Genomic DNA, 26,138 nt, shown 5'->3' with positions numbered 1-26,138 from the left:
GACAAATATGTGAACAAAAAAACTAAAAAAAAAATTCATTAGTATTGAATTTTCGGTTTTTTTTTACCATGTTGCCCCCTCAAAGAAGTACAGCCTTTAAATATATAATTTTTAGTTTAAAAATAATGGATATTAACAAAATTTCTTTTAGAGTAAGATATGGTGAAACAGATCAAATGGGAGTCGTATATCACGGTAACTATGCGCAATATCTAGAGATGGGACGAGTGGAATGGTTACGTGGGTTAGGAATTTCTTACAAAGCGTTAGAGGAAAGTGGTATTATCTTACCCGTAATTTCTTTAAGTGTTAATTTCAAGAAATCTGCCTTATATGATGATCTTATAACCGTAGTGACAAACATAAAAAAATTACCGGCAGTTAAGATAGAATTTGACTATATGATTTTCAACGAGAAAAAGGAGTTGTTGGTCGAAGCTCATACCGTTTTGGCATTTATTGATGCTAAAAAAAATAAACCGATGAGATGTCCTGAAGAGTTGTTAGAGAAAATTTCTGCGTACCAAAATGCAGTTAAGAAACAGGTTTGATTTTAATGGTATGCATTTCTGAAAAAATCCCATGAATTTTTTCTTCGTCATTTTTTCGAACTGAAATAACAATTTTGCAATCCAATTCCATCTTTTGAGAAACGATGGATAGTTGTTCTTGCTTTATAATGCGCATTACTTTATCCATAGCTGCATATTCAAAAAATAGCGCAAACTGTACTTGAATAATTTTCTCTATAATTTTTGAAGATTCCAAAGCCATTTGGGCTCCAGTTTTATAGGAGCTAATTAAGCCTCCTACACCAAGTTTTGTGCCTCCGAATATACGAGCAACTGCAACAAGGACATTGGTGACCTCAAATGACTGTATTTGGCCATAAATGGGCATTCCTGCAGAATTGTTAGGTTCGCCATCATCATTTGCTCTGTAATTTTGAGTTTTAATACCTAATTGCCAGGCGTAACATACATGACCTGCCGTATGATGTTTTTTCTTTATTTCTTCTAATAGTGGTTTTACCTCGTCTTCTGATTGTATGGGGAATGCATAGCCGAAAAATTTGCTCTTTTTCTCTTTAAACAGAATTTCTTCTGAAGGTTTAGAAAGTGTTTTGTAGGTGTCTGAGGCTATTTCCATTAGAACAAAGCTACTAATATGATACTGATTACCGCCAATCCAATTCCAATCCAATTTTTAGGGATTAATTTTTCTTTAAAAAGTAGAATACCTAAAAGGGTAGAAAATAATACGGTTGCCACATTATTAATGGTGAAAATAGAAGAGCTGTCCGAAAAGTCGTTTTGTAATGCCCGCAGTAAAAAATGCAAGGTTAAATAGTTGAAAATGCCGAGAACTAGTCCGCCTAAAATATTTCGATAATTTATTTTTAGTGGTACTTTAAATGACCTTATTAAAATGAACAGGACGCCAAAAATTCCAGCTGATGTAAAGACTACAGTGCAAAAAAATGGGAATTCATGTTTGGGTACGTACGTAGCTTGTATGTACTTGATACTGGTGTCTACGAATCCAGATCCTAGAAATAAAAGTAAAGGCAGTACCAGCGTTCCTGTTTTGACGGTGATTGTGCGGTCTTTTAAGGAGGCAAAATATACAGCAATGAGCGCTAAAATTATTCCAACTATTTTTATGATTCCTAGTTCTTCTTTATACAAGATTACACCCGCAAGTACAGGAATAACTAGTGACATTTTGGAAGACACAGAAGCTACGGAAACACCAATTTGTTGTGATGTTTTTGCCGTAATATAGAAAACTAAAATAAACAAAAAGCCAAGGCTTATAGTGGGTAAAAACCAATCTTTACTGGGCAATGTTGTAAAATCTATAGATTCTTTGTAAAAGAAAGTTGAAAATGTAGCCGCAACAAAATAGTTGGTGATAATAGCAAAAAGCGTTTGAACTTTATAGGTACTATAAAGTTTAAAGATCACAAAGAGTGAACTAGAAAAGAGGATGCATAATATTAAGTCTATCATTTACAATTTGCTCTTTAATTGCGTAATATCTTCTTTGCCTACAATTAGATTCCAGCTTTTAATTCCTAAGGCAGAAGAAGTGTCTGTATTCTCTTTGGTATCATCAACAAAAAAAGTTTCCTTAGCGATAAGGTTGTTTTCTGATAAAACAAACTCGTAAATATCTTTGTTGGGTTTTCTTAAATTTATTTCGTGGGATAAGTAAAATTTTTCAAAACAGGCTTTGAATTTATTAAACCGATCTGCTCCCATATATTCAATAGCGTGATCTATATGAATTTCATTGGTGTTACTCAATAAAAATAGGCGGTATTTATTTTCGGAAGCTAATTGCTCTAGAAATTCTAATCGGTATTCAGGGAAATCTAATAGGATACTATTCCATGCGTCTTTTATTTCTTGCGGAGTAGCATCGGGGAAAATAGTATTAAGTTTTGATTTAAAATCATCAGAACTCATTAAACCCATTTCGTAGGCTTTAAAAATTTCATCTAATTCTGGCGTAATTTCGGTGTAACCAAATTTTGCCAAGGCTTTAAAAACTGCGGGTTTATCTAAGTTGATGAAAATATCTCCAAAATCAAAAATGATATTCTTAATCATTGTAATATAGGTTTAAAATGTCTTTTTCTATGTTTCTAGTTTCTTTCAAAGTGCCAAGTATCTCAGGGGCTTTTACTCCATGTTTAAAAGAAGAGTTTCCTTTAAATACACGGGCTTCATCCCATAAGTTTTCAGCAATAAAAGTTTGTAAGGTTTGTAAGCCACCTTCTATAATAACGCTTTGTATATTTTGTTCGTAAAGTGCTGTGCAAATTTGAGATGCTATATTTTTTGTGAAATCAATTTGAATATAAATTATCTCACTTTCGTATTTCAATTCCTCTAAAATCTCTGTAAAAATAATAGTTTTTACACTTTTATCTAATACATGATAGGTTGCATCAATTTTTAAGCTTCTGTCTAGAACAATACGTGTTGGGTTTTTGCCCGTCCAACTACGCACATCTAGTTTTGGGTTATCTGTTAATACGGTGTTAGTACCTACTAAAATGGCCTGTTCTTCTGCTCGCCATTGATGAACAAGTTGTCTGGAATAGGGATTGGTAATCCAAAAAGGTTGCTTTTCTTCTGTTCTTAAATGAGCATCTGGAGCAATAAAACCATCTGTAGTTTCTGCCCATTTTAAAATAATATAGGGCCGGTGTTTCTCTTGAAAGGTTAAAAAACGTTTATGGTGTTCACGGCATTCTTTTTCTAAGACACCAACTGTTACTTGGCAACCAGCGTCTTTAAGTTTTTGAATACCTTGACCCGCTACTTTTTCATGTGGATCTAAAAGTCCGACCACGACATTTTTAATTTTATTTTTTATAATCAAATCTGCACAAGGGGGCGTTTTGCCATAATGAGAACAAGGTTCAAGGGTTACGTATATCGTAGCATTTAGAAGTAAGTTCTTGTTTAGAACAGAGTTGATAGCATTTACTTCAGCATGTGCCCCCCCATATGGACAGGTATAACCTTCGCCAATAATTTTATTGTCATGTACTATAACGGCACCGACCATTGGGTTAGGAGCTGTAGTTCCTAAACCGTTTTGAGCTATTTGTATGCAACGTAAAATATAAAATTCATGTATCTTCACATCGCAAAAATAGGATATTATATAGATATCGATTTAAGAAATTATGGGAAGTATTACAATTCGAGAAATTCAACAAAAAGATAACCCAGCTGTTGCAGAAGTTGTTAGGAAGGTGTTGGTAGATTTGGGAGTGCCAAAAGTAGGGACAGCTTATGCAGATAAGGCGCTAGACCATATGTTTGAGAATTATAATGTTCCTAAAGCAACCTATTTTGTAGTGGAAGAAAATGATAAGGTTATTGGTTGTTGTGGCGTTGCGCAATTAGAAAATTATGAAGGCAATGTGTGTGAGCTACAGAAAATGTACTTCTTAGAAGAGGCAAGAGGAAAAGGAGTAGGCAAGCAAATGATTGATGCTTGTATCGCTAAAGCAAAGGAATATGGTTTTAGTAAAATGTATTTAGAAACCATGCCTTATATGGAAGCCGCCCAAAAATTATATAAGAAATCTGGATTTGAATACTTAGAAGCGCCTATGGGAAATACAGGGCATTATTCCTGTCCTGTTTGGATGTTGAAAGACTTAAAATAAAAAGGATGCTTTTAAGAGAAATTAAAAATATATTTCACCTAGAGCTTGATGTTTTGTATCAAAAAGAAGAAGTAAATAGCTTTTTTTATATGCTTATAGAGCATTATTTAGGGTTACAACGCTTTGTATTGGCAATGGAGCCCAATTTAATTATCACAAAGGAAGAAGAGACTCCATTATTTGAAGCGTTAAGCAAATTAAAGCTTCAAGTGCCAATTCAGCATATCATTGGTGTCACAGAATTTATGGAGATGGAATTTATCGTTAATGAAGACGTGCTTATTCCTAGACCAGAAACGGAGGAATTGGTACGTTGGATTATTGATGATATTAAAGACCATCAATCTAATTTAAAAATACTAGATATTGGAACGGGGAGTGGTTGTATTCCTATTTCTTTAGCGAAGCATTTACCAAATGCGAAAATATACACCCTAGATGTTTCCGAAAAGGCCATTGCTGTAGCGAAACAAAACGCTGTTTCAAATAAAGTTGCAATCCAATTTATTAAAGCCAGTATTTTAGAGATAGATGCTCTAAAAGAAACTTTTGATATCATAGTATCTAATCCACCTTACGTGCGTGAACTAGAAAAGGCGGCAATGCATGAAAATGTATTAAAGCATGAGCCAGAATTAGCATTATTTGTTACAAATGATAATCCGTTAGTGTTTTATAAAAAAATCACTGATTTTGCGACTCAAAATTTGGTAAAAGAAGGTAGGTTGTATTTTGAAATCAACCAATATTTAGGAAAAGAAACGGAACTTCTTTTAAGAGAATATAATTTTTCTGATATTGAACTGCGAGAAGATTTATTTGGCAATGACCGAATGTTGAAAGGAATAAAAAAATAAAATAACCCATCTTATTAAATGGATAGTAAGCAAAAAATAGAAGCACTAAGGATAGCACTTCGAGAGCATAATTACAATTATTATGTATTAGATACTCCTACAATATCTGATTATGATTTTGATATGCAATTGAAAGAATTGCAAGATTTGGAAGCGAAACACCCAGAGTTTTATGATGCTACGTCGCCAAGTTTACGAGTGGGCGGCATGGTAACCAAAAGCTTTAATACCGTGGAGCATGAAAGTCGCATGTATTCTTTAGATAATAGCTACTCCAAAGAAGATTTAGAAGACTGGGAAAAACGTATTCAGCGTAATTTAGGTGATGTTCCGGTAGAATTTACCTGTGAACTTAAATATGATGGTGCGTCAATTAGTATCACTTATGAAAACGGACAGTTAGTGCGAGCATTAACGCGTGGAGATGGTTTTCAAGGCGATGATGTAACGAATAATATAAAGACCATAAAGTCTATCCCTCTACGATTGAAAGGCGATTATCCGCCTAAGTTTGATATTCGTGGAGAGATTGTATTGCCTTTTGAAGGTTTTGCGAAAATGAATGCAGAGCGCATAGAAAATGGGGAAGACCCTTATATGAACCCTAGAAATACAGCATCTGGAAGTCTAAAGCTTCAAGATAGCGCTTTGGTGGCACAGCGACCATTAGAGTGTTTATTGTATGGTATTGTAGGAGAAAAAACAGGGATTGAATCGCAATTTCAAATGTTAGAAAAAGCAAGGGTTTGGGGTTTTAAAGTACCTACTGTAGCTAAACTCTGCAAGTCAACTGATGATGTGATGGCTTTTATAGAACATTGGGATGTTCATAGACATGAATTGCCCTACGAAACAGATGGCGTAGTTATAAAAGTAAATAGTTTACAGTACCAAGAAGAATTAGGCTATACTTCTAAATCCCCACGTTGGGCAATGGCTTATAAATTTAAAGCAGAGCAAGTTTCTACGCTTTTAAATGAAATTACGTATCAAGTAGGGAGAACAGGGGCTATTACTCCAGTGGCTAATTTAGTACCTGTACTATTAGCAGGAACAACCGTAAAAAGAGCTTCTCTACATAATGCGGATCAAATAGCGAAATTTGATATTCGTGAAGGAGATACGGTTTTTGTAGAAAAAGGAGGAGAAATTATTCCAAAAATTGTGGGGGTAGATTTCTCGCAACGACCAAGTAACTCCGTACCTACAAAATATATAGATCACTGTCCTGAGTGTCATACAGAATTAAAACGTGCGGAAGGAGATGCTAAGCATTTTTGTCCTAATTTCTATGGTTGTCCACCGCAAATAACGGGAAGAATTCAGCATTATATTTCACGTAAAGCCATGGATATTGAAGGTTTAGGTGGTGAAACTGTAGAACTCTTGTATAAGGAGCAATTAATTAAAAATTATGCGGATTTATATACCTTAACTAAAGCGCAAGTAATGCCTTTGGAGCGTATGGCAGAAAAATCTGCTGAAAATTTGATAAACGGAGTAAAAGCATCCGTTTCAATTCCTTTTGAACGTGTACTTTTTGCATTAGGCATTCGGTTTGTTGGTGAGACTGTGGCTAAAAAATTGGCAAAAGCGTATAAAAATATAGATGCGTTGAAAGTTGCTTCCGTAGAAGAATTAGTTAAGGTTGATGAGATAGGAGAGCGTATTGCAACTAGTGTCGTGGAGTTTTTCCAGAATGAAACGAATCAAGAAATTATTGAGCGTTTAAAAAGTTATGGTGTTCAGTTTGAGTTATCCGCAGAAAAATTAGAAAATCAGACCGAAGATTTAAAAGGGCAAACTTTTGTTGTATCGGGAGTGTTTGAAAAAGTATCCCGTGATGAGCTTAAAAAATTAATTGAAGATAATGGGGGCAAAGTAGGTTCGTCAGTTTCTTCAAAAACTACTTTTTTAGTAGCTGGTGATAAAATGGGTCCGAGTAAACGAACAAAAGCAGAAAATTTGGGAGTTGCTATTATTAGCGAAGATGATTTTTTAGCCTTGTTAGCATCCTAAAAATATATGGAAACAAGAAAAGTCAGTCTAATTAAAGACTGACTTTTTTATTGATGTACTTTTTTATTCAATGTTTATAGTGGCTTTCTGCCCGAAATTATATTATAAAGAATTACAACTACAGCAATTACAATAAGTATATGTATTAAGCTATTGGTTCCAATTCCGGGTACGACTCCTAACATTCCTAAAAGCCATACAATAATACAAATAACGGCTACTAACCAAAGAAGACTTCTCATAGTATGTTGTTTTTAAGTTATACGGCAAGATATATTTCTAGGGTATTCGTGTGTAACTGCATAAAATAAATTATTAATGCAATTCATTTCTTTTTTAATTGATGTGTTGTTACTAGTCAATTGCAAGAACATTTGTTATTAATTCATATTTTGTAGTAAAAAGGCGGAATTCTTATTTAATTTCGTAGTTCATCAAACGTTTTCGTAATGAATCAAACAATAACTTTCGGAGAAGTATTAATGCGTTTATCGCCAGAAGGGAATAAGAAATTTATACAATCAAATACTTTAGAATTTTATTTCGGAGGTACAGAGATTAATGTGGGAATTTCTATCTCTAATTTTGGAGGAAAAGTAAAACATATCAGTTGTATTTCTAATGATTTTATCGGGGATACAGCCATTTCTTATTTAAATAAGTTTGATGTAAATACCTCTTCTATTGTGCGCTCTAATAGACCATTAGGTGTTTACTTCTTAGAAGTAGGTGCTGTAATGAGACCTAGTTCAATATCGTATAATAGGTCCCATTCTTCTTTTTCAGAAATACAACCGGATATGGTAGACTGGGAAGCTTCATTAAAAAAAGCTACTTGGTTTCATTGGACAGGAATTACACCAGCGTTATGTCAAGGTGGGTATGAGACGTTGCGAGAAGGTTTAATTTTGGCTAGAAAGAAGGGCATTACCATAACAGCAGATCCAACCTATAGAAGTGGTCTGTGGAAATATGGCAGCGATGCAAAAGAAATACTTTCAGAATTATTGGAGTATTCTACTATTTTTATTGGCGGTATTAATGAAATGAATGAAGTTTTGGGGACTACTTTTAGTTACTCTAACGAAGATTTCATTGCAGCAAGCAAACAATTAATGGAGCGTTTTCCTTCTATAGAAAAGGTTTTTGATAAAATAAGAACTTCATTAAATTCTTCTTGGCATAAGATAAGAGCTAGAATGTGGAATGGTCAAGAGTTTAGAGAAACAGAAGATTTAGATATTACTCATATTGTAGATAGAATTGGGACTGGAGATGCCTTTGCAGCAGGATTAATTTATGGGTTACAAGAATTTGATGATTTTAAAGCCATGCAGTTTGCTAGTGCAGCTTGCGCTTTAAAGCATACCTATGAAGGAGATGTTAATTTTGCTACCGTAAAAGAAGTGATGGGTATTCTTGATGGAAATACCACAGGAAGGTTTAATAGATAAGAGGGATATTAAGGATTAATTTTTACTCATTGTATTATTTTTACTTATCGTTTTGTCGCATTTTTGCAAAACACCTAAACCCAACAGATTTATGGATTATTTTGTAATTATTGCCATTTTGGTATTTCTTTCGGCCTTGTTTGGCTATATCAATGTTCGTTTTTTTAAACTGCCGAATACTATAGGCCTAATGCTGATTACCATTGTTTTTACATTGGGAATATTTGCTTTTAGTTATTTTGACGATACCTTATTGAATGCTGAAAAGTATATTATAACTCAAATTGATTTTAAATCTATCTTATTAGATGTGATGTTGAGTTTCTTGCTATTTGCAGGAGCTTTACATACTAATTTTGAGCAGCTAAAAGTCCAACGAGGACCAATATTACTATTTTCCACATTGGGAGTACTCGTCTCTACATTTTTGGTAGGAACCGCGGTATTTTATCTGTTGCAAATTTTTAGTTTAGATGTGCAATATATTCATTGCTTATTATTTGGAGCTTTAATATCTCCAACAGATCCAATTGCCGTACTCGGAATTTTAAAAAAAGCGGGAGTTCCTAAGAAATTAGAAACTAAAATTGTTGGAGAATCACTCTTTAATGATGGAGTAGGGGTTGTTGTCTTTTTAACAATTTATCAATTTGCAAGTCCGTCTACGGAAAGCATTACGGCCTTAGATGTTGTAGAACTGTTTGGTGTAGAAGTTATTGGTGGCATCGTTTTAGGGTTATTATTAGGTTGGGTTACGTACCGATTGATGAAATCTATAGATGACTATGATATTGAGGTTATTATTACCTTAGCGACTGTAATGGTTGGTACTGTTATAGCGCAAAAATTACATTTATCAGCACCATTAGCAATGGTTACTGCAGGATTAGTTGTAGGTAATGATACCTTGCGAGATAGTTCAATGTCAGAAACCACAGAAACATATGTGGATAAATTTTGGGAATTGATTGATATATTGCTGAACACCCTCTTATTTGTTTTAATAGGAATGGAAATGTTAGTGCTAACGTTCAATATCAATTACATTATAGCGGGCTTATTGGCAATACCAATTATATTGTTATGTCGTTATATTTCCTTAGTATTACCCATTAAAATCTTTGAAAAGAAACTAGATTTTGTCCCGAATACGAATGTTATTATGACTTGGGGGGGCTTGCGTGGAGGAATATCTATAGCCTTGGCTTTAGGGCTTTCTGATGAGATGAACCGAGATTTATTTTTAGTAATCACTTACGTGGTGGTCGTATTCTCTATTGTTGTTCAGGGATTAAGTGTTGGGAAATTAGTAAAAAAATTAGCAAAATGATACCAATAAATTACACAGAATTTAAATATGCTCTAGAACAAAATACACCAGAGATCAATTGGCCCGAAGGGTTAAAGGCATTGTGGTATGTGGCAAAAGATGATTGGCAGAATTCTCATGCAATTGCACAAGATCTACATACTCCATTAGGAAGTTGGATTCATGGGTATTTACATAGAAAAGAAGGTGATGCCTTTAATGCAGGCTATTGGTATAAGCAAGCAGGAAAAACATATCCCACAATTAATTTAGAAGATGAGCTTCAAGAAATTGTCGAGAGTATATTATAAAATAAAAAAAGTCCCGTGTTGTAAAATACGGGACTTTTTTATCATTACTTATTTGGTGCTATAAACTTGTAAAGTAAGCCTGCTAAAATAGCGCCTATGATGGGAGCTACCCAAAACAACCATAATTGCCCAATAGCTTCTGCGCCTACAAATAGTGCTTGCGCAGTACTTCTAGCAGGATTCACAGAGGTGTTTGTAACGGGAATACTTATTAAATGTATCAATGTTAATGCTAAGCCAATAGCCAATCCTGCAAAACCAGGAGATGCATTTTTATGCGTTGCTCCTAAAATAACGATAAGAAACATAAATGTCATGACGACTTCAGTTACCAAAGCGGCTGTCATATTAAATGTATGCCCGTACTGCTCAATACCATAAAAGTTAGAAGCAAATTCACCTGCTTGCGAATATCCCGTGAAGCCTGCTTGGTTACTCACAATTAGATAAAGTATTCCTGCGCCAGCAATTCCTCCTAACACTTGAGATAGTATGTAAGGAATAACTTCCTTTGCTTCAAAACGCCCACCAACCCAGAGTCCGATTGATACTGCGGGATTAAAATGTCCGCCGGAAATATGACCCCAGCGCATATACTCCGGTTAATACGGTAAGTCCAAATGCCAAGGCAACGCCAACAAAGCCAATTCCTATATTGGGGATTCCTGCTGCTAATACGGCACTACCGCATCCGCCCAAAACAAGCCAAAAAGTTCCAATAAATTCTGCAATAAGTTTTTTCATCATTTGTGTGTTTAGTGATTTATTATTTGTTAATGGTTTTAACATTTGCAAGATAATAAAAGAATTTAAGTAACTAAACACGAAAGAGTATAAACGAAAAAAGCCCCATTCAACTTAATGAATGGGGCTTTGTAAATTCTAGAAAGTATATATTATAGTACTTTTACGTTTACCGCATTTAAACCTTTTTTACCTTCTTCTAGATCGAACTCAACAACATCGCCTTCACGAATTTCGTCAATTAATCCAGAGATGTGTACAAAGTGATCTTTGTCTACACCATCTTCAGTGATAAAACCAAAACCTTTAGTGTCATTGAAGAATTTTACTGTTCCTTTACTCATGTTAAAAAATTAATTATTAATACTAATATTAAGGCAAAGATGATGCCAAATATTTAAATAATCACTATGGTTAGGGATTTATTTTGTTTTAAAGAAAATTATTTGATTCTAAATTGAAAATTTTCAATGGTGGTCCTCATAATTTTTTTCTGAAACAAATGCTATTTTCAACCTCCTTATAGGGGCCGTAATTAGGGATTATTTCGTAGTGGTTTTTATGATATAGGGCTATTGCTTCTAATTGTCTGGTTCCTGTTTCTAAAATACAAGACGTATACTTCAAATCTCTTGACCATTGTTCCAAAGCGTTTAAAATTTTTGAAGCCACCCCTTTTCCTCTAAAGTCAGGCTTTACATACATTCTTTTAATTTCAAAGGTAGTATCAGTAAAATGTTTTATTGCTCCGCAACCGATAGGGGCATTGTTGTTATATACTACTAATACATGTGATAAATCTTCTAGTCCGTTAAATTGATTATAAAAATCATGTTCTTCGCCATCCGTAACTTTAAGATAAGCGTCTAGGGCTTTTATTAGGGCTATAAAGTCTTTGTTTGTTGCATTTGTTTTTAAAAGAATCATGGTTAAATAGAGTTAAACAGTAATGCTTACACCATCCGCTGCCATGTTTTTATTATGGTCTAAATAAAAATCAATTCGTCCTAGGTTTACGCCAAAACAACCTACTTGATTTACTAAAATATCATTTTGAATGCTATTCTTTACAACTGTTGGTTTGTCTAAAAAAGTATGAGTGTGTCCGCCAATAATAAGATTTGTGTATTTTGTTTTGGCCGCTAATTTAAGATCATCTGGTTTTTCAGAATCGTACTTATATCCTAAATGTGATAAGCAAATAATAATATCACAAGCTTCATCTTCTTTAAGAATTCTTTCGGTATCTAAAGCAATTTCGAATGGATTTAAATACTTTGTTTCTTTAAAAAGTTTTTTAGTGACTAATCCGTCAAGTTCAATGCCTAAACCATAAACCCCTATTTTAACACCATCTATAGTATAAATATCATAGGGTTTTGTAAACCCTTGCATCGTTGTATTTGTAAAATCGTAATTAGCACTTATCAATTTAAATTTCGCGTGAGGTAGTTGAGTAAAAAGGCCATCAATACCGTTATCAAAATCATGGTTACCTATGGTTGCAGCATCATATTTAAGCATGCTCATAAGTTTAAATTCTAACTCCCCACCATAAAAATTAAAATAAGGTGTTCCTTGAAATATATCACCGGCATCAAAAAGTAAGGTATTCGGATTTTCTTTTCTAATGGTGTTTACTAAAGTTGCTCTGCGGGCTATGCCTCCAAGACCAGGAAACTCAGAATGAGAACTAGGGAAAGCATCAATATGGCTATGTACATCATTAGTATGTAAAATAGTTATTTTCTTTTTTGCATCTAAAGCACAAGAATTTAAAGTCAATCCGCCAAGTCCTATAAATGCTGATGTTGCTGTAGTGTTGGTAATAAATTTTCTTCTATTCATGATTTAGTAGTCTAATTTTATAAATCGGTCATCTATAATTGGAGCAATGGTGTCTTTTTTAGAGAAATAATCAATCATTATATTTCTTATGCGGTAATCTGTTTCTGTAAATGTTACTTTATTTTTAAAGAAATCCATGTGATCTCCACCATTTACTAAATAATTAGACGTTGCAACATAGTACGTTTTGCTTTCATCAAAAAGTTGACCTTGTATGCGGATTTCGTGAATGCTATCATCTTTATTTAATGTAATTTGTAACCCGGCAAGCGGATGCGGTTTTTTAGATTTGATTAGATAGTTCACCATTTCAAGAATAGCGTCACCTTTTAAGCCTACCACAACAATCGTATTTTCAAAAGGCATAATTTCATAAGCCGTTCTAGCAGAAACATTTCCTGCTGAAATGGTACTTCGGATTCCCCCGTGATTTAATAAAACAAGATCTAAGGTGCTGCCTGTTCTGGATTTAAAAATAGGTGCGGTTAGCTCTAAAACAGCATCTGCCATTAAGTTTCCGGCAGTAGTATTTAGTGCGCCATCATTTTTAGAAATCGTTGTTGGAGCGTAGGCTAGGGTACTGTCTAAAACTTCATTAATCCGATCTCTATATGGAGCTACAAACTCTTCTATACTAACTGTACTATCAATGGTGTCTGTAATTGCAATTTGAGTACCTGAAATTTGAATTAAAACAGGTTTTTCTTGTTTACAGGATAAAAAACAAGTGATTGTTACAATTATAACAATTTGTTTAATTTTTAAAATCATTTTAGTATGTATCTTCGTGTTATAATTGCTGTGAATATTATTTACATTTGTACAAATGTAAAAATACATGTTTTTAAAAGCTTTAAAACAAAAATTAAAACAAAAATCTGCTAGAAAGTATGTAAAGCAGCTATTGTCTAGTCCCATAGCGAATGCAAAAAAAGGACATGGAATAGCTTCTGTAGGATGTATAGTAGATTTGGATAAGTTTGAGGATGTTAATTTATTTTATCAGTTGGTAGATGAATTTAAATTAAGGCCTAACTCGGTTAAAATTATTGGGTATAAAAGTTTTTACGATAAAAATTCGCCATATGCAACGCCTGTTTTTTCGGATAAAGATTTAGGATGGAATGGGGCAATAGAAAATGGATACGCATTAGAATTTTTAAGTAGAGAATATGATGTTTTACTGAATTATTATTCAGATGAACAACTGCTCTTGCAATTAATGACATTAAAAACTAAGGCAAGAATACGCGTAGGTTTTGATACTGTTGATCATAAATTGAATGATCTTATATTACAAACACCCCTTTCAGATTTTGGGTTGTTTCAAAAAGAATTAAAAAAGTACCTTAAGATATTTAAGGAAATAGAATAATATGAAAAATTTGTTTGGCACAGGAGTAGCTTTAATAACTCCCTTTAATGAAGATTTTTCTATCGATGTAACAGGGTTGCAACGCGTAGTAGAATATAGCATAGAAGGTGGTATTGATTATTTGGTGGTTCTAGGAACAACTGCGGAAACAGCTACATTAACTGCACAGGAAAAACAACTTGTGATTGAGACTGTGGTAAAAACCAATGCAGGTAGACTACCTTTAGTTTTAGGGGTTGGAGGGAACAATACTTATGCCGTTGTAGAAGAGCTTAAAACTGCAGATTTGTCAGATTTTGATGCTATTTTATCGGTTTCTCCATATTACAACAAACCAACGCAGGAAGGCATTTATCAGCATTTCAAAGCAATTGCGATGGCCTCTCCAAAACCGATTATTCTGTATAATGTTCCAGGGGAAGAACAGGCAGCAACATGACGGCAGCAACCACACTCCGTTTGGCACATGATTTTAGTACCATTGTAGCGATTAAAGAAGCTTGCGGAGATATGGCTCAAATCCATGAGATTATTCAAAATAAGCCTGAAAATTTTCTAGTTATTTCTGGAGATGATGGTACTGCATTATCAACAGTTTTAGCGGGTGGGGCAGGCGTAATATCCGTTATTGGACAAGGTCTGCCAAGTGAGTTTTCTAAAATGATTCGGTTGGGCTTAGAAGGTAAAATAGGGAAGGCGTATGAGTTGCACCATCAAATGGAGCAAGGAATGCATCTTATTTTTGAAGAAGGTAATCCAGCAGGGATTAAATCTATTTTTGAATCATTACAAATTTGTAAAGCAACAGTACGTTTACCATTGATAGAAGCAACAAAAGAATTGAAGCAAAGAATAGCTAATTTTTTAAAAACAATGGCTAAGGTTTCTGCTTAAGAAGGAGGCTGTAACTGTAATTTTAAGTTAAAAGTTAGCCAAATCGTTTGTAAAAGGAGCACTGCACGTTATTTTAGCGATAGAAAATGTTTTTTAAATCCATTAAGAATAACTAATTTTGCAGAATGTTTAGAAAAATGCGACCTTTTTTAAGTCTCTTAGTTTTAACGCTTATCTTGAGTTCTTGTAGTGAGTACCAAAAAGTACTAAAGAATGATGACGTTAAAGCCAAGTATGATATGGCTGAAAATTTTTATGAAGCCAAAGACTTCAAGCGTGCTAACAGGTTGTTAGAACAGATAACCCCTAAGTATATTGGTAAACCTCAGGGAGAACGTGTTATGTTTTTCTTAGCAGATTCTTATTATCAAATTAAAGATTATAATACCGCAGGATATCAATTTGAACGTTTTTTAAAATCATATCCTAAAAGTGATAAAGCCCAAGAATCTGGTTTTTTAGTAGCAAAGAGTTATTACATGCTGTCACCTGACTATTCTTTGGATCAAACAGATACAGATAAAGCACTTCAAAAACTTCAAACGTTTATCAATACTTTTCCTGAATCTGAGTTTATGCCAGAGGCCAATCAAATGGCTAAAGATCTTACTCAAAAAAAAGAACTTAAAGCTATTGAAATAGGTAAGCAGTTTACAAAATTAGGACAGTACTATACTTTGGATTTCTCAATTTCTGCAGCAGCAGCGATGGATAATTTCATTTTAGACTTTCCTGGATCAATTTATAAGGAAGATGCACTATTTTATAAAATGAAAGCGTTAACTAATTTAGCATTGAATAGTACAGAGCAAAAAAAGAAGCAACGTCTGCAAGATGCTAAAACATCATATAGTATATTAAAAAAGAATTTTCCTCAAACGCAGTATGAAAAGGACGCGGATAATTTGATGGAGAAAATTGAAAAAGAATTAGAAAATTATTCCAAATAAATAACAGGTTTTATTATGAACATGAACGATTTAAAAAATTCAAAAGCTCCTGTTTCTACAGTGACTATCAATAAGAATGAATTTGATGCTCCTACAGGAAACATATACGAAGCAATCTCTATAGCTTCTAAAAGAGCTGTTCAGATTAACTCTGAAATTAAAAAAGAGTTATTAGAAAAGTTAGAAGAGTTTGCAACATATAGCGATAGCTTAGAAGAGGTTTTTGAAAATAAAGAGCAAATTGAAGTTTCTAAGTTTTATGAGAAATTACCAAAGCCACATGCTTTAGCAGTTACTGAGTGGTTAGATGATAAAATCTATTACAGAAATACAGCGAAAGACTTAAAGTAAAATGTTAGGCGGAAAAAACATCCTTTTAGGAATTACAGGAGGTATTGCCGCTTATAAAACCACTTTTTTAGTCCGTTTACTTATAAAAGCTGGCGCTAATGTCAAAGTAATTTTGACAGATAGCGCCAGCTCTTTTGTTTCCCCTCTTACGCTTTCTACGCTGTCTAAAAATCCCGTATTATCTTCTTTTATTAATGAGGAAGATGGTAGTTTGTCATGGAGTAATCATGTAGAATTAGGACTTTGGGCAGATTACATGATCATAGCACCGGCAACCGCAAATACATTATCAAAGATGGCTAATGGTACTTGTGATAATTTACTTTTAGCAACTTATTTGTCTGCAAAATGTCCTGTATTTTTTTCACCTGCCATGGACTTAGACATGTATGTACATCCGTCTTCAAAAGCTTCTTTTGAAAAGCTACAGTCGTATGGTAATATCATGATTCCTGCAACTTCAGGAGAACTGGCAAGTGGCCTTTATGGAGAGGGTAGGATGGCAGAACCCGATGCTATTGTAGATTTTCTAAAGAACTTTATTGTTAAGGGGTTACCCTTGCGAGGAAAGAAAGTATTAATTACAGCAGGACCTACGTATGAAGCAATAGACCCTGTTCGTTTTATAGGAAACCACTCTTCTGGGCTTATGGGTTTTGAAATTGCAAAAGCAGCCGCTAATTTAGGCGCAGAAGTTATTTTAATTTCAGGACCTTCTCATTTAAATGTAAGTCATGATTTAATTCAGTTAATTCGTGTGGTGTCTGCTGAAGAGATGTACCTTGAAGTGCATAAGTATTTTGAGAATGTTGCAATAGCGATAGCTGCAGCTGCAGTAGCAGATTACAAACCTAAAACTATTGCCACACAAAAAATTAAAAAGAAAGCAGAAGATATAACTATTGAATTGGTTAAAAATAAAGACATCTTGTTTTCCATGGGGCAAAAGAAGAAACATCAATTTTTAGTTGGGTTTGCATTAGAGACAGAAAATGAAATTGAAAACGCAAAAGGCAAGTTAAAGCGTAAGAATTTAGATGCCATTGTTCTTAATTCTTTAAATGATTCCGGTGCTGGTTTTGGAAAAAAAACAAATAAAATATCATTCATAGATAAGAATTCTACGATTAAAGCGTTTGAACTAAAAACCAAGGCAGACGTTGCTAAGGATATCATGAATGAAATAATGACTAGGTTACATGCGTAATTTTCTTTTGGTATTAATCATTTTACTTCTCCCTATCTATAGCGGAGCTCAGGAGTTGAATGCGGTGGTTACTATAAATTCTGATCAGGTAGGACAAACGAATCAGCAAATATTTAAAACTTTAGAACGTTCTTTAAACGATTTTGTAAATAAAACAAAATGGACGAATAGGAACTACAAAGAAGTGGAAAGATTAAATGCACGTATGTTTATTACGGTCACGGAATACCAGAATAATAAATTCAATGCTAGTATTCAATTACAATCCTCTCGACCAATTTTCAATACGTCTTACGATAGTCCTGCTTTTAATTATAAAGACAACGAATTAAACTTTGAATACACAGAATTTCAGCCTTTGGTTTATAATGAAAATGTATATGATTCTAACCTAGTTAGTGTAGTGGCCTACTACGTGTATATTATGTTAGGTATTGATGCCGATACATTTGAGCTAGAAGGAGGAACAGATTTTTATAGAAAAGCACAAAATATTGTAACACAAGCACAAGGCAGTAGTGCTGCTGGATGGAGTCAAGATGCTAGTGAACGCACACGTTTTGAATTGGTAGACAATTTATTGTCTAATACCTTTAAAGAGTACAGGGTGGCAATGTATAATTACCATAGAAAAGGAATGGATATTTTGGCAGATAATAACAGCACAGGCAAACAGGTGATTTCTGGGACGATGCGATTGCTAGAAACTTTGGTAAAACGTAGGCCTAATGCCTTTCTAATCCAGACTTTTTTCGATGCTAAATCCGAAGAAATAAAAAATGTTTTTTCAGATGGCCCTAAAGTAGATATTGTCCAGCTTAAAGAAACACTTGCTCGAATAGCACCTTTGTATTCAAGTACTTGGAATTCAATCACCTACTAAGTAAAAGACAACTTCATTTATTGCGTTATAATAAAATTGTATCGTAATTGCTTAATAGTTTCAAACTCAAAGAATATAAATTATCTTTACGGCACTAAATTTTTTTAGAATTGCTGAACTCACTATCAATACAGAATTACGCCTTAATAGATAAACTAAATGTTACTTTTAATGATGGATTCACCATTATTACAGGGGAAACAGGAGCTGGTAAGTCTATTTTATTAGGAGGTTTAGGGCTTGTCTTAGGAAAAAGAGCAGATTTGAGCTCGCTTCGTGATGAAACAAAGAAATGTATCATCGAAGCCACTTTCGATGTTGAAAAATATCATTTGAAAGACTTCTTTACGGAGAAAGATCTTGATTTTGAGAAAAAAACAATTATCAGAAGAGAAATTTTGCCAAGTGGTAAGTCTAGAGCGTTTGTAAACGACTCACCTGTTACTTTGGATATTTTGTCTAGTTTAGGTGATCGGCTTATAGATATTCACTCACAACATCAAACCTTACAATTAGCAGATAATGACTTTCAATTAAAGGTGATTGATGCACTTGCAGCTAATGGTACTCTTTTAGTTAAATTTAATGAAGGGCTATCATCATATCAAAAAACACAGCGAGAACTAAAGAAGCTAGTTGCATTTCAAGAAAATGCAACTAAAGAATACGATTACAATAGTCACCTTTTAAAAGAGTTAGAAGTTGCGCCTTTAAAACTAGGTATTCTTGAAGAGTTAGAAGAGCAATATGAGCAATTAAATAATGTTGAAATAATTGAAGAGCACTTGTCTAAAGGACATTCGTTGTTAAATGATGAGCAAATTGGGATTGTAACTTTACTGACGGAACTAAAATTAGCTTCTAGTAAATTAGCAGCATTTGGTCAGCAATTTGTAGGTTTAAATGAACGTATCAATTCTGTGTTTATAGAAGTAGACGATATTTCATCAGAATTGCAAACACTTCAAGAGAACTCAGAAGCTAATCCTGAGGTTCTAGAGCAAGTAAATACCAAACTTCAATTGCTGTACAACTTGTTTAAAAAGCATAATGTAGCTGCTATAGAAGAGTTGATTGATATCAAAGAAAAATTATCGGAAAGTGTAAGCGCAGCAGATAGTGTAGAGGCTGATATTGTTTCAAAAGAAAAAGAACTTAAAACAAAAGAGAAAACTTTGGATGATCTTGCTTTAAAGATCAGAAAAAAAAGAAACAAAGTAATTCCAGAATTACAAAAGCAACTCTTAGAAAGTTTAGCGCAATTAGGAATGCCAAGTGCTACTTTTAAAATTGAAATTAATCCTTCTTCAACGTTTAATTCATCAGGAAAAGATGAGTTGCTCTTTTTGTTTGCAGCAAATAAAGGATCTAATTATGGTGATCTAAAAAAGGTAGCTTCTGGTGGAGAGTTGTCTAGAATAATGTTAACTATTAAATCTATTTTAGCAAAATACGAACAATTACCTACCATGATGTTCGATGAAATAGATACAGGGGTTTCTGGTGAAATATCTGGAAAAATGGGCGACATTATGAAAGCGATGAGTGCTACCATGCAAGTTTTTTCCATTACCCATTTACCGCAAGTAGCTTCTAAAGGAATACATCATTTCAAGGTGTATAAAGAGGAAGAAGGTATGGTTACACATACTCGAATGAAAAAACTATCAACAGAGGAGCGTATTAGAGAATTAGCAGAGATGTTAGGAGGAAAAGATATTTCTGAGTCTGCATTAGCTCATGCCAAACAATTATTGGGGTAGTCTGTATTGTAGACATCAAAATAAAACAATTTTCAAATAAACGAACCATTCAAATTTTAATATATTTGAATTTAATTAGAGGAATACTAAAATAAATAAAATGTCATACAACCTATTAAAAGGAAAAAGAGGGATAATCTTCGGAGCTCTTGATGAAAATTCAATTGCATGGAAGACTGCAGAACGTGTTCATGAAGAAGGCGGAACTTTTGTGTTAACTAATGCGCCTATCGCCATGAGAATGGGGCAAATAGATGTACTTGCAAAGAAAACAGGTTCAGAAATTATTCCAGCAGATGCTACTAGCGAAGAAGACTTGGCTAATTTAGTAGCAAAAGCTACCGAAATTTTAGGAGGTAAATTAGATTTTGTTTTACATTCTATAGGAATGTCTGTAAATGTTCGTAAAGGAAGAAAGTATACGGATGAGAAATATGATTTCACAGCTAAAGGTTGGGATGTTTCTGCTTTATCTTTTCATAAAGTAATGCAAACGCTTTATAAGGCTGATGCTATGAATGAATGGGGGAGTATTGTGGCCTTAACGTATATGGCAGCACAACGTACTTTTCCTGATTATAATGACATGGCAGATAATAAGGCGTATTTAGAGTCTGTTGCGCGTAGTTTTGGATACTTTTATGGTAAAGAAAAGAAAGTTCGCGTAAACACAATCTCTCAATCTCCAACACCTACAACTGCTGGTCAAGGGGTAAAAGGTTTTGATGGTTTTATCAGCTACGCAGAAAAAATGTCTCCTTTAGGAAATGCAACTGCTCAAGATTGTGCTGATTATACGATTACTTTATTTTCGGATTTAACGAAGAAAGTTACCATGCAGAATTTATTTCATGATGGAGGCTTCTCTAATACAGGAGTTAGTCAAGAAGTTATTGAGTATTTCAGTAAATAAAATTTAGATTTTCAATCGAAAGCCATTCGTTTATTCGGGTGGCTTTTATGTTTATAGCTATTTCAAAATGAAATTAGACTTTTCCTTTATAGTTCCTGTGTACAATAGGCCTAATGAGATTAAAGAGCTGCTTGAAAGTTTGGTAATGCAAACTTATAAAGAGCCGTATGAAATTGTTATTGTAGAAGATGGCTCAACGCTTAGTTCTGAAGCTGTAATTGCAGCATTCGAAAATAAATTATCCATCACTTATCTTCAAAAACCTAATAGTGGCCCTGGTGATTCTAGGAATTACGGAATGCGTAAAGCACGTGGAAATTATTTTATTGTTTTAGACTCTGATTGTATTTTGCCTCCGCAATATTTAGACGCGGCGGAAAAAGCGCTAGAAAAAGAATATGTAGATTGTTATGGTGGTCCTGATGCAGCGCATGAGAGCTTCTCTTTAGTGCAGAAAGCAATAAACTATGCAATGACTAGCTTTTTAACTACAGGTGGTATCCGAGGAGGTAAGACCGCCGTAGATAAGTTTCAGCCCAGAAGCTTTAATATGGGAATTTCAAGAAAAGCTTTCGAGAGTACAGGAGGGTATGGGAATATACATCCCGGGGAAGATCCAGATTTAACGATTAGAATTTGGAGCAAAGGCTTTGAAACTAAATTAATACCCGAGGCTTATGTATTTCATAAAAGAAGAATAGATTGGAATAAATTTTACATTCAAGTCAATAAATTTGGTATGGTGAGGCCTATATTGAATGCTTGGCATCCTGAAACAAAAAAAGTCACCTATTGGTTTCCCACTATTTTTTGCTTAGGTTTTTTATTATCCGTAATTTTTGCTTTTCTCGGGTTTAACTTTCCAGTCTACTTATATCTGTTTTACTTTGTGTTGTTATTTTTGGATTCTTTGTTGAAAAATAAAAATGCAGCAATAGCCTTACTTTCATTAGCGGCGGTATGTATTCAGTTCGTAGGTTATGGATATGGTTTTTTAAAATCAACAATCTTACTTAACTTTAGTTCAAAGAAAGCAGAAGAATTATTTCCTAAGCTCTTCTTTAAAAACTAATGCGGATCATGATAAAAATTAAGAAAAGCCTTCAGAAGCGAAAAGTTAAAATCTTCCTGATTTTTCTATTTTTTTCGAGCATGTCGTGGTTTATTAATAAACTTTCTGAAGACTATACCGGACGAGCGACGTTTGATGTGGTATATGTAAACGTACCAGACAGCCTGCTATTTGTAGGCGCATCAAAAGATCATATTGATGTTAAACTTAAGGCTAGCGGATTTACTTTTTTAGGTTTTGGTTTTAAAAACAAAACAGTAACAATAGACGTCTCAAAAGCAGAACAAAAGGATGATGCTTACATCGTTCCAAGAAGTGTCTATCAATTGCAAATAGAAAAACAATTGCCACATTCAATGGAATTCTTAGGAGTAGATGAAGGCGATGCTATCGTTTTAGAAATTTACGAGTTGAAGCGAAAAAAAGTTCCAGTGATGCAAAGACTGAAAATTGATTTTTCTCAAAACTACATGTTAGAAGGGGCTATAATAATAAGTCCTGATAGTATTTTAGTTAAAGGGCCAGGGAAAGTTTTGGAGGAAATTGAAAGTATCCAAACTGAAGTGAAAAAAATAAGTAACGTGACTGAAGATTTCAGTGAAGAATTGCTGTTGCAAACGCCAGAAAACACAGATAACATCACCTACCTTACCGCTAAAGTCTTTGTAAAAGGAAAAGTGGTTAGGTTTTCAGAAAAAATAATAGAAGCACCTATCAAGGTGATAAATTTGCCAGATAATTTTGAAATTAAACTATTTCCAGATACAGTAAAGATTGTCTGTAAAGCAAAAATAGATGATTTAAAAGATCTGAAAACAACTGATTTTAGTGTGGTGGCAGATTACAATTTAATTCAGGATGATGCTAAACATGCCATTGTATTAAAGTTAGAGACATTTCCCGAATATTTGAGTGATATACGGCTTATGTCTAACGAAGTACGATATATTTTAAAGCGGAAATAATGATTGTTGGTTTAACAGGTGGAATAGGAAGTGGAAAAACTACGGTAGCAAAAATGTTTCATGCTTTAGGTGTGCCTGTCTATTATTCAGATTTAGAGGCTAAAAAACTTATGGTAGATTCAGAAGTTCTTAGCGGTAAAATTAAAGCGCTTTTAGGTGAAGAATCCTATTTGGATAACAAATTAAATAGATCGTACATAGCAAATAAGGTATTTACAAATCCTGATTTGTTAGCTAAATTAAATGCAATTGTTCATCCCGCAGTAAAAGATCATTTCATTTCTTGGGTTAAAAATCAAGAATTCCCGTATATTATTCAAGAAACTGCAATTATATTTGAAAATTCTTCCGAAGATAGATTTGCTAAAATAATATTAGTTACTGCTCCAGAAAAAATTAGAATAGAACGGGTTGTTTCACGGGACCATATTTCTATTGAAAAAGTTAAAGAACGCATTGATAATCAATGGTCTGATGAAAAGAAAGCTGCTTTATCAGACTTTGTGATCAATAATTTAGATTTAGAAAAGACTTCTTTTCTCGTGGCAGAAATTCATAAACAACTTCTTAAATTATCTTCTTTTACTTCTAAATTTTAACATTTGTGTTAAGGTTAGGTTAAACGCATTAACTACTAACTGTTAAATTTTTAATTTTACCGCAATGAATAGACGCTTATTTATTCTTCTTGTCATCTTAATGAGTGTGTCTCTAATAGGAATAATTTTTGTTCAAGGCTATTGGATAAAACAGTCAGTAGAGGATAAGGAGGAACAGTTTACAAGTATGGTGACAGAGATTTTGAATAAAGTCACCGAGAAAATTGAAAAAAGAGAACTTGCAGATTATACAAGCGAACTTTTGAAAATTAGAGATAGTGCAGGTGGGCAGGCAAAGGCACCAGATCTGCTAAAGAATATCTTCTTTATGGAAAGAGATATGAACTCTAATGAAATAACGTATTATTCACACGGGATACTTGAGGAGAGTTATAGTGTCCCATCAACGTTCTTTGACACTAATAATATTGGTTTTGGATTAGATTCTACGATTCTAAAAAACTATACGAGCATACGTAATAAAACTATTTTCAAAGAAGATTATGGTTTAGACGGTAAGGCTAATATGTTAACACCTATACAGAAGTTAGAAAAAATAGGCGGATTAACCTCTATTGAAAAAGCTGCTTGGGAAGATGTTTTTAAAGAAAAAGCGAAGACGAGGCCTATTCATAAGCGTGTTACACGACAAGAGATAGAACTTTTGTTAGATATGGAGCTTAAAAATAGGAATATAAATACGGAATATGAATATGGTATTTATAGCCGAAGTCTCCCTACAAAAGTAAAGTCTAGAAAATTCAAATTTGCAAAGAGTAGTACGCTTTATAAATATCCAATTTTTAAGGATTCTGATGGAGAGAGCAATTTTGCATTGCTCGTTACCTTTCCTGCAAAAAAGAAATATTTAATTCGGACGATTCTGCCTATGGCAATTTTGTCTTTGTTATTTACCTTAGTAATTGTGGTAGCGTATACCAGTGCTATTTATCAATTGATTCGACAAAAGCAGATTTCGGAAATAAAGTCGGACTTTATTAATAACATGACGCACGAGTTTAAAACACCAATTGCCACAATAAATCTTGCAGTAGAAGCGATTAGGAATCCTAAAATTATTGACGATAAAGAAAAGGTGGAGCGGTACCTAACAATGATTAAAGATGAGAATAAAAGAATGCATGCTCAGGTAGAGAATGTACTCCGAATTTCTAAACTTGAAAAAAATCAGTTAGATATAAGTAAGGATAGAGTAGACATACACGACATAATACATGATGCAATGGCACATGTAGAGTTAATTGTAGACGATAGAGGTGGGTATATTCACCTTCACTTAGAAGCAGAGAGTAGTGAAGTATTAGCCAGTGACATGCACTTTACTAATGTTATCGTTAATATATTAGACAATGCTATTAAGTATTCGCCAGAGGCGCCTAAAATAGATGTGTATACAGAAGTTGCGAATAATAATATTATTATAAAAATAAAAGATCAGGGTGCAGGAATGAGCAAAGCTGTTTTGAAAAAGGTTTTTGAAAAGTTTTACAGAGAGCACACAGGTAACATACATAATGTAAAAGGTCACGGATTAGGATTGTCCTACGTGAAAAAAATTATTGAAGATCATCAAGGTGAAGTTTACGTTGAGAGTGAGAAAGGAAAAGGAAGTACATTCTACGTGAAATTACCTTTAATATAAAAAAAATTATGGAGACAGTAAACAAAAAAATACTTTTGGTAGAGGATGACCCAAATTTCGGTATCGTTCTTAAAGATTATTTGTCTATGAACGATTTTGACGTCGTTTTAGCAAAAAACGGAATGGAAGGTTTTGAAAAATTTAAAAAAGATAATTATGACATCTGTATTTTAGATGTGATGATGCCTTATAAAGATGGATTTACTTTAGCGAAAGAAATTCGCGAAAAAAACGAAAATGTGCCAATCGTATTCTTGACTGCTAAAACCATGAAAGAAGATGTATTAAAGGGGTATAAAGCTGGTGCAGATGATTATTTAAATAAACCATTTGACTCTGAAGTACTTTTAATGAAACTTAAAGCTATTTTACAAAGGAAAGCTTCAAGTACCTTAGCAGATAGTCGTAAGTTCGAATTTACAATCGGAAATTTCCAACTAAATTCTAAACTTCGTTTTCTTAAGTATAAAGATCAGGAGCCTGTGAAATTATCTCCAAAAGAAAATGAGTTATTACGTCTTTTGGCTTTACATGAAAATGATTTAATGCCTAGAGAGCTTGCTTTAACAAAAATATGGAGGGATGACAACTATTTTACATCTCGTAGTATGGACGTATACATCGCTAAGCTTAGAAAATATTTAAAAGTTGATGATACTGTAGAGATTTTGAATATTCACGGTGAAGGATTCCGATTAGTAGTAAAAACTGCAGAGGAGAAATAACTGTAACAGATTAAAAAAATAAAAAAGCCATTTGAGAAATCAAA

General features: G+C 33.7%; 28 protein-coding genes and 2 pseudogenes. 20 read left to right on the top strand and 10 right to left on the bottom strand.

What is annotated here, in order from left to right:
- Positions 1-125: 125 nt before the first annotated feature.
- Complete coding sequence (locus tag GQR94_RS22400) at positions 126-551, top strand: thioesterase family protein (protein ID WP_158979416.1); 426 nt, start codon at positions 126-128, stop codon at positions 549-551.
- On the opposite strand, the gene GQR94_RS22395 is transcribed toward GQR94_RS22400, so the two are convergent.
- Genes GQR94_RS22395 through ribD form a run of 4 tightly spaced genes read right to left on the bottom strand, consistent with a single transcriptional unit; the run spans position 535 to position 3,660 of the window.
- Positions 535-1,149 carry a YigZ family protein gene (locus GQR94_RS22395; protein ID WP_158979414.1) on the bottom strand — a complete coding sequence of 205 codons (615 nt, stop codon included), beginning with the start codon at positions 1,147-1,149 and terminating at the stop codon, positions 535-537. The two genes, GQR94_RS22400 and GQR94_RS22395, sit on opposite strands and share 17 nt — an antisense overlap.
- A complete protein-coding gene (locus GQR94_RS22390; RefSeq protein WP_158979412.1) occupies positions 1,149-2,012 on the bottom strand; it encodes a DMT family transporter in 864 nt (287 codons plus the stop codon). The genes GQR94_RS22395 and GQR94_RS22390 overlap by 1 nt, the downstream gene beginning before the upstream one ends.
- Positions 2,013-2,615, bottom strand: coding sequence for an HAD family phosphatase (locus GQR94_RS22385; RefSeq protein WP_158979410.1), 603 nt, complete (start codon positions 2,613-2,615; stop codon positions 2,013-2,015).
- Complete coding sequence (ribD, locus tag GQR94_RS22380; RefSeq protein WP_158979408.1) at positions 2,608-3,660, bottom strand: bifunctional diaminohydroxyphosphoribosylaminopyrimidine deaminase/5-amino-6-(5-phosphoribosylamino)uracil reductase RibD; 1,053 nt, start codon at positions 3,658-3,660, stop codon at positions 2,608-2,610. Before ribD ends, GQR94_RS22385 begins: the two co-directional genes overlap by 8 nt.
- A gap of 43 nt (positions 3,661-3,703) precedes the next feature.
- Between ribD and GQR94_RS22375 the strand changes: the two genes are divergently transcribed.
- Genes GQR94_RS22375 through ligA form a run of 3 tightly spaced genes read left to right on the top strand, consistent with a single transcriptional unit; the run spans position 3,704 to position 7,068 of the window.
- Positions 3,704-4,192 (top strand): GNAT family N-acetyltransferase, encoded by a 489-nt coding sequence (locus tag GQR94_RS22375; RefSeq protein WP_158979406.1) that lies wholly within the window; start codon positions 3,704-3,706, stop codon positions 4,190-4,192.
- Positions 4,193-4,197: 5 nt separating this feature from the next.
- Positions 4,198-5,049: a peptide chain release factor N(5)-glutamine methyltransferase gene (prmC, locus tag GQR94_RS22370; RefSeq protein WP_158979404.1), complete on the top strand. Its 852-nt coding sequence runs from the start codon at positions 4,198-4,200 to the stop codon at positions 5,047-5,049.
- A gap of 18 nt (positions 5,050-5,067) precedes the next feature.
- Positions 5,068-7,068: an NAD-dependent DNA ligase LigA gene (ligA, locus tag GQR94_RS22365; protein WP_158979402.1), complete on the top strand. Its 2,001-nt coding sequence runs from the start codon at positions 5,068-5,070 to the stop codon at positions 7,066-7,068.
- Positions 7,069-7,142: 74 nt separating this feature from the next.
- On the opposite strand, the gene GQR94_RS22360 is transcribed toward ligA, so the two are convergent.
- The gene (locus GQR94_RS22360) at positions 7,143-7,310 is read right to left on the bottom strand and encodes a lmo0937 family membrane protein (protein WP_158979400.1); all 168 of its coding nucleotides are present in this window, start codon (positions 7,308-7,310) and stop codon (positions 7,143-7,145) included.
- 207 nt (positions 7,311-7,517) lie between these two features.
- Between GQR94_RS22360 and GQR94_RS22355 the strand changes: the two genes are divergently transcribed.
- From GQR94_RS22355 to GQR94_RS22345, 3 genes are all read left to right on the top strand, one after another.
- The gene (locus GQR94_RS22355; RefSeq protein WP_158979398.1) at positions 7,518-8,522 is read left to right on the top strand and encodes a sugar kinase; all 1,005 of its coding nucleotides are present in this window, start codon (positions 7,518-7,520) and stop codon (positions 8,520-8,522) included.
- Between the two features lie 91 nt (positions 8,523-8,613).
- Positions 8,614-9,852 carry a sodium:proton antiporter gene (locus GQR94_RS22350; protein WP_158979396.1) on the top strand — a complete coding sequence of 413 codons (1,239 nt, stop codon included), beginning with the start codon at positions 8,614-8,616 and terminating at the stop codon, positions 9,850-9,852.
- Positions 9,849-10,142 (top strand): hypothetical protein, encoded by a 294-nt coding sequence (locus tag GQR94_RS22345; RefSeq protein ID WP_158979394.1) that lies wholly within the window; start codon positions 9,849-9,851, stop codon positions 10,140-10,142. The genes GQR94_RS22350 and GQR94_RS22345 overlap by 4 nt, the downstream gene beginning before the upstream one ends.
- 44 nt (positions 10,143-10,186) lie before the next feature.
- Here the strand turns inward: GQR94_RS22345 and aqpZ are convergent.
- The 5 genes and pseudogenes from aqpZ to GQR94_RS22320 form a co-directional block, all read right to left on the bottom strand.
- Positions 10,187-10,886: pseudogene (gene aqpZ, locus GQR94_RS22340) on the bottom strand (aquaporin Z).
- 152 nt (positions 10,887-11,038) lie between these two features.
- Positions 11,039-11,230, bottom strand: a complete 192-nt coding sequence (locus tag GQR94_RS22335; protein ID WP_158979392.1) for a cold-shock protein — start codon at positions 11,228-11,230, stop codon at positions 11,039-11,041.
- 136 nt (positions 11,231-11,366) lie between these two features.
- Positions 11,367-11,813: a GNAT family N-acetyltransferase gene (locus tag GQR94_RS22330; RefSeq protein WP_158979390.1), complete on the bottom strand. Its 447-nt coding sequence runs from the start codon at positions 11,811-11,813 to the stop codon at positions 11,367-11,369.
- Between the two features lie 12 nt (positions 11,814-11,825).
- Positions 11,826-12,734 (bottom strand): bifunctional UDP-sugar hydrolase/5'-nucleotidase, encoded by a 909-nt coding sequence (locus tag GQR94_RS22325; protein ID WP_158979388.1) that lies wholly within the window; start codon positions 12,732-12,734, stop codon positions 11,826-11,828.
- 3 nt (positions 12,735-12,737) lie between these two features.
- On the bottom strand, positions 12,738-13,505 hold the full coding sequence (locus tag GQR94_RS22320; protein ID WP_233268570.1) for a 5'-nucleotidase C-terminal domain-containing protein: 768 nt from the start codon (positions 13,503-13,505) through the stop codon (positions 12,738-12,740).
- Between the two features lie 67 nt (positions 13,506-13,572).
- Here GQR94_RS22320 and GQR94_RS22315 point away from each other — a divergent pair, with 67 nt between their 5' ends.
- The 13 genes and pseudogenes from GQR94_RS22315 to GQR94_RS22255 all read left to right on the top strand — a co-directional run bounded on the left by GQR94_RS22315 (position 13,573) and on the right by GQR94_RS22255 (position 26,094).
- Positions 13,573-14,109 carry a hypothetical protein gene (locus GQR94_RS22315; RefSeq protein WP_158979384.1) on the top strand — a complete coding sequence of 179 codons (537 nt, stop codon included), beginning with the start codon at positions 13,573-13,575 and terminating at the stop codon, positions 14,107-14,109.
- Between the two features lies 1 nt (position 14,110).
- Positions 14,111-15,003, top strand: a pseudogene (dapA, locus tag GQR94_RS22310) (4-hydroxy-tetrahydrodipicolinate synthase).
- A 125-nt stretch (positions 15,004-15,128) separates the two neighbouring features.
- A complete protein-coding gene (locus GQR94_RS22305; RefSeq protein ID WP_158979382.1) occupies positions 15,129-15,953 on the top strand; it encodes an outer membrane protein assembly factor BamD in 825 nt (274 codons plus the stop codon).
- A gap of 15 nt (positions 15,954-15,968) precedes the next feature.
- Entirely contained in the window at positions 15,969-16,304 is a 336-nt protein-coding gene (locus GQR94_RS22300) for a DNA-directed RNA polymerase subunit omega (RefSeq protein WP_029665057.1), read from the top strand.
- 1 nt (position 16,305) lies between these two features.
- Positions 16,306-17,511 (top strand): bifunctional phosphopantothenoylcysteine decarboxylase/phosphopantothenate--cysteine ligase CoaBC, encoded by a 1,206-nt coding sequence (coaBC, locus tag GQR94_RS22295; protein WP_158979380.1) that lies wholly within the window; start codon positions 16,306-16,308, stop codon positions 17,509-17,511.
- Positions 17,504-18,394, top strand: coding sequence for a DUF4835 family protein (locus GQR94_RS22290; RefSeq protein WP_158979378.1), 891 nt, complete (start codon positions 17,504-17,506; stop codon positions 18,392-18,394). The genes coaBC and GQR94_RS22290 overlap by 8 nt, the downstream gene beginning before the upstream one ends.
- A 110-nt stretch (positions 18,395-18,504) precedes the next feature.
- Positions 18,505-20,157, top strand: coding sequence for a DNA repair protein RecN (recN, locus tag GQR94_RS22285; protein ID WP_158979376.1), 1,653 nt, complete (start codon positions 18,505-18,507; stop codon positions 20,155-20,157).
- Between the two features lie 100 nt (positions 20,158-20,257).
- On the top strand, positions 20,258-21,070 hold the full coding sequence (locus GQR94_RS22280) for an enoyl-ACP reductase (RefSeq protein WP_158979374.1): 813 nt from the start codon (positions 20,258-20,260) through the stop codon (positions 21,068-21,070).
- 67 nt (positions 21,071-21,137) lie between these two features.
- Positions 21,138-22,142, top strand: coding sequence for a glycosyltransferase family 2 protein (locus tag GQR94_RS22275; protein ID WP_158979372.1), 1,005 nt, complete (start codon positions 21,138-21,140; stop codon positions 22,140-22,142).
- A gap of 80 nt (positions 22,143-22,222) precedes the next feature.
- Positions 22,223-23,107 carry a CdaR family protein gene (locus GQR94_RS22270; protein WP_158979370.1) on the top strand — a complete coding sequence of 295 codons (885 nt, stop codon included), beginning with the start codon at positions 22,223-22,225 and terminating at the stop codon, positions 23,105-23,107.
- A complete protein-coding gene (gene coaE / locus GQR94_RS22265) occupies positions 23,107-23,706 on the top strand; it encodes a dephospho-CoA kinase (RefSeq protein WP_370458264.1) in 600 nt (199 codons plus the stop codon). Before GQR94_RS22270 ends, coaE begins: the two co-directional genes overlap by 1 nt.
- 64 nt (positions 23,707-23,770) lie before the next feature.
- Positions 23,771-25,369, top strand: coding sequence for a sensor histidine kinase KdpD (locus GQR94_RS22260; protein ID WP_158979368.1), 1,599 nt, complete (start codon positions 23,771-23,773; stop codon positions 25,367-25,369).
- 8 nt (positions 25,370-25,377) lie between these two features.
- Entirely contained in the window at positions 25,378-26,094 is a 717-nt protein-coding gene (locus GQR94_RS22255; RefSeq protein ID WP_158979366.1) for a response regulator transcription factor, read from the top strand.
- Positions 26,095-26,138: the final 44 nt, after the last annotated feature.

Origin of the sequence: Cellulophaga sp. L1A9 (genome assembly GCF_009797025.1) — a bacterium.
GTDB lineage: Bacteria > Bacteroidota > Bacteroidia > Flavobacteriales > Flavobacteriaceae > Cellulophaga.
This window is presented reverse-complemented; position numbering and strand designations above follow the sequence as displayed.

Excerpts from the sequence above, each read along its gene's own strand:
- GQR94_RS22400 (WP_158979416.1), top strand. The coding sequence starts at position 126 with ATGGATATTAACAAAATTTCTTTTAGAGTAAGATATGGTGAAACAGAT.
- GQR94_RS22395 (WP_158979414.1), bottom strand. The coding sequence starts at position 1,149 with ATGGAAATAGCCTCAGACACCTACAAAACACTTTCTAAACCTTCAGAA.
- GQR94_RS22390 (WP_158979412.1), bottom strand. The coding sequence starts at position 2,012 with ATGATAGACTTAATATTATGCATCCTCTTTTCTAGTTCACTCTTTGTG.
- GQR94_RS22385 (WP_158979410.1), bottom strand. The coding sequence starts at position 2,615 with ATGATTAAGAATATCATTTTTGATTTTGGAGATATTTTCATCAACTTA.
- GQR94_RS22375 (WP_158979406.1), top strand. The coding sequence starts at position 3,704 with ATGGGAAGTATTACAATTCGAGAAATTCAACAAAAAGATAACCCAGCT.
- prmC (WP_158979404.1), top strand. The coding sequence starts at position 4,198 with ATGCTTTTAAGAGAAATTAAAAATATATTTCACCTAGAGCTTGATGTT.
- ligA (WP_158979402.1), top strand. The coding sequence starts at position 5,068 with ATGGATAGTAAGCAAAAAATAGAAGCACTAAGGATAGCACTTCGAGAG.
- GQR94_RS22360 (WP_158979400.1), bottom strand. The coding sequence starts at position 7,310 with ATGAGAAGTCTTCTTTGGTTAGTAGCCGTTATTTGTATTATTGTATGG.
- GQR94_RS22355 (WP_158979398.1), top strand. The coding sequence starts at position 7,518 with ATGAATCAAACAATAACTTTCGGAGAAGTATTAATGCGTTTATCGCCA.
- GQR94_RS22350 (WP_158979396.1), top strand. The coding sequence starts at position 8,614 with ATGGATTATTTTGTAATTATTGCCATTTTGGTATTTCTTTCGGCCTTG.
- GQR94_RS22345 (WP_158979394.1), top strand. The coding sequence starts at position 9,849 with ATGATACCAATAAATTACACAGAATTTAAATATGCTCTAGAACAAAAT.
- GQR94_RS22335 (WP_158979392.1), bottom strand. The coding sequence starts at position 11,230 with ATGAGTAAAGGAACAGTAAAATTCTTCAATGACACTAAAGGTTTTGGT.
- GQR94_RS22330 (WP_158979390.1), bottom strand. The coding sequence starts at position 11,813 with ATGATTCTTTTAAAAACAAATGCAACAAACAAAGACTTTATAGCCCTA.
- GQR94_RS22325 (WP_158979388.1), bottom strand. The coding sequence starts at position 12,734 with ATGAATAGAAGAAAATTTATTACCAACACTACAGCAACATCAGCATTT.
- GQR94_RS22320 (WP_233268570.1), bottom strand. The coding sequence starts at position 13,505 with ATGATTTTAAAAATTAAACAAATTGTTATAATTGTAACAATCACTTGT.
- GQR94_RS22315 (WP_158979384.1), top strand. The coding sequence starts at position 13,573 with ATGTTTTTAAAAGCTTTAAAACAAAAATTAAAACAAAAATCTGCTAGA.
- GQR94_RS22305 (WP_158979382.1), top strand. The coding sequence starts at position 15,129 with ATGTTTAGAAAAATGCGACCTTTTTTAAGTCTCTTAGTTTTAACGCTT.
- GQR94_RS22300 (WP_029665057.1), top strand. The coding sequence starts at position 15,969 with ATGAACATGAACGATTTAAAAAATTCAAAAGCTCCTGTTTCTACAGTG.
- coaBC (WP_158979380.1), top strand. The coding sequence starts at position 16,306 with ATGTTAGGCGGAAAAAACATCCTTTTAGGAATTACAGGAGGTATTGCC.
- GQR94_RS22290 (WP_158979378.1), top strand. The coding sequence starts at position 17,504 with ATGCGTAATTTTCTTTTGGTATTAATCATTTTACTTCTCCCTATCTAT.
- GQR94_RS22280 (WP_158979374.1), top strand. The coding sequence starts at position 20,258 with ATGTCATACAACCTATTAAAAGGAAAAAGAGGGATAATCTTCGGAGCT.
- GQR94_RS22275 (WP_158979372.1), top strand. The coding sequence starts at position 21,138 with ATGAAATTAGACTTTTCCTTTATAGTTCCTGTGTACAATAGGCCTAAT.
- GQR94_RS22270 (WP_158979370.1), top strand. The coding sequence starts at position 22,223 with ATGTCGTGGTTTATTAATAAACTTTCTGAAGACTATACCGGACGAGCG.
- coaE (WP_370458264.1), top strand. The coding sequence starts at position 23,107 with ATGATTGTTGGTTTAACAGGTGGAATAGGAAGTGGAAAAACTACGGTA.
- GQR94_RS22260 (WP_158979368.1), top strand. The coding sequence starts at position 23,771 with ATGAATAGACGCTTATTTATTCTTCTTGTCATCTTAATGAGTGTGTCT.
- GQR94_RS22255 (WP_158979366.1), top strand. The coding sequence starts at position 25,378 with ATGGAGACAGTAAACAAAAAAATACTTTTGGTAGAGGATGACCCAAAT.